This window comes from Streptomyces sp. LS1784, from assembly GCF_020103755.1.
GTDB lineage: Bacteria > Actinomycetota > Actinomycetes > Streptomycetales > Streptomycetaceae > Kitasatospora.
On sequence record NZ_JAHSQD010001089.1, the window covers coordinates 1 to 1,172 of the forward strand.

At 76.8% G+C, this 1,172-nt stretch carries 2 protein-coding genes; one reads left to right on the forward strand and one right to left on the reverse strand.

Features of this window, described 5'->3' with window-relative positions; translation table 11 throughout:
- The coding region (locus tag KS423_RS45845; protein WP_224285568.1) for an ATP-binding protein at positions 1-322 on the reverse strand (322 nt) is incomplete at its 3' end.
- A gap of 230 nt (positions 323-552) precedes the next feature.
- Between KS423_RS45845 and KS423_RS45850 the strand changes: the two genes are divergently transcribed.
- Positions 553-1,172 (forward strand): hypothetical protein (locus KS423_RS45850; RefSeq protein ID WP_224285569.1); only part of this gene is annotated, 620 nt, incomplete at its 3' end.

Genomic DNA, 1,172 nt, shown 5'->3' on the forward strand with positions numbered 1-1,172 from the left:
CGGCCACCACCGGACGGGCCTGGGCCGCGGCAGCCGGGCGGCGGACGGGCGCGGCGGGGGCGGGCAGGCCGGGGCCGGAGTCGGTGACCTCGATCCGCAGCCGGTCGCCGCAGATCGAGGCGGTGACCTGGAAGCCGTCGTCGGGCCGCCCGGTGGCGCCGTGCTCGACGGCGTTGGCGCAGGCCTCGGTGAGGGCGATGCCGAGGTCGTCCGCGATCTGCGGGTCGACGCCCGCCGTCGCCATCGCACCGAGCAGGATGCGCCGGGCCAGCGGGACGCTGGCCGGGTCGCGCTTGAGGTGCAGAGTCCACCAGATGTCCACGGGAGGTCCCTCCTGGCTGCGACTCCACATACAACTAGGTATCTCCGGGCGATTCCCGGGCGAACCGTGCCCGGGGGCCGCTACCGCCCGTTCGGCGGATGGACCGGGGGACGGGGTCTGTGCCGGGCGACGCGTACGCCCCCTCTCACGCCGCCGCCGAAAGGGGCATTCGTAGGGATTTCCCACCCTGCCCGTGTCCGCGGCGTACGCAATGAGAGGATGGCCCGGCCATGACTGCCCTCGCCGCCGCCCCGCTCCCGGGCGCCCCCGGACCGGCCCAGCCGGTGGGGTCCGCCGCCTGGGACCTGCGGCTTGCCCGGGCGGTCCCGTTCGCGCTGGTGTGCACCCTGATAGCGGCCGCCGGGCACGCCCTGGCGGGTGGCGGGAACGTGCCGCCGACCGCGCTGGCGGCGGGCTTCGCCGCGGTGCTGGCGTTCGCGGTGGTCTGCGGCGGGCGGGAGCGTTCGCTGGCGGCCATCGCCGGGGCGCTGGGTGCCGGGCAGCTCGGACTGCACTGCCTCTTCCACGGCTTCAACGGCTCCATGCCCGGCATGCACCACGGCGGCTCCGGTCCGCTGACCGTGCCGCAGGTGGCCGGCCGGCTGATCTGCAACGAGGCCCGCCCCGGCACGCTGATCGGCCTGTCCGGCAGCCCGTCCCCGGAGCAGCTGGTCTCCTCCGCCGGCCTGGACCCGCACGCGTTCGCCACCGCGCCCTGGTGGCAGGCCGGCGTGTTCGGCATGACGCCGTCGATGCTGGCCGGGCACCTGGGCGCCGCGCTGGTCGCGGGGTGGTGGCTGCGGCGCGGCGAGGCGGCGCTGTGGCGACTGCTGCGGGTGGCCGCCGCGGC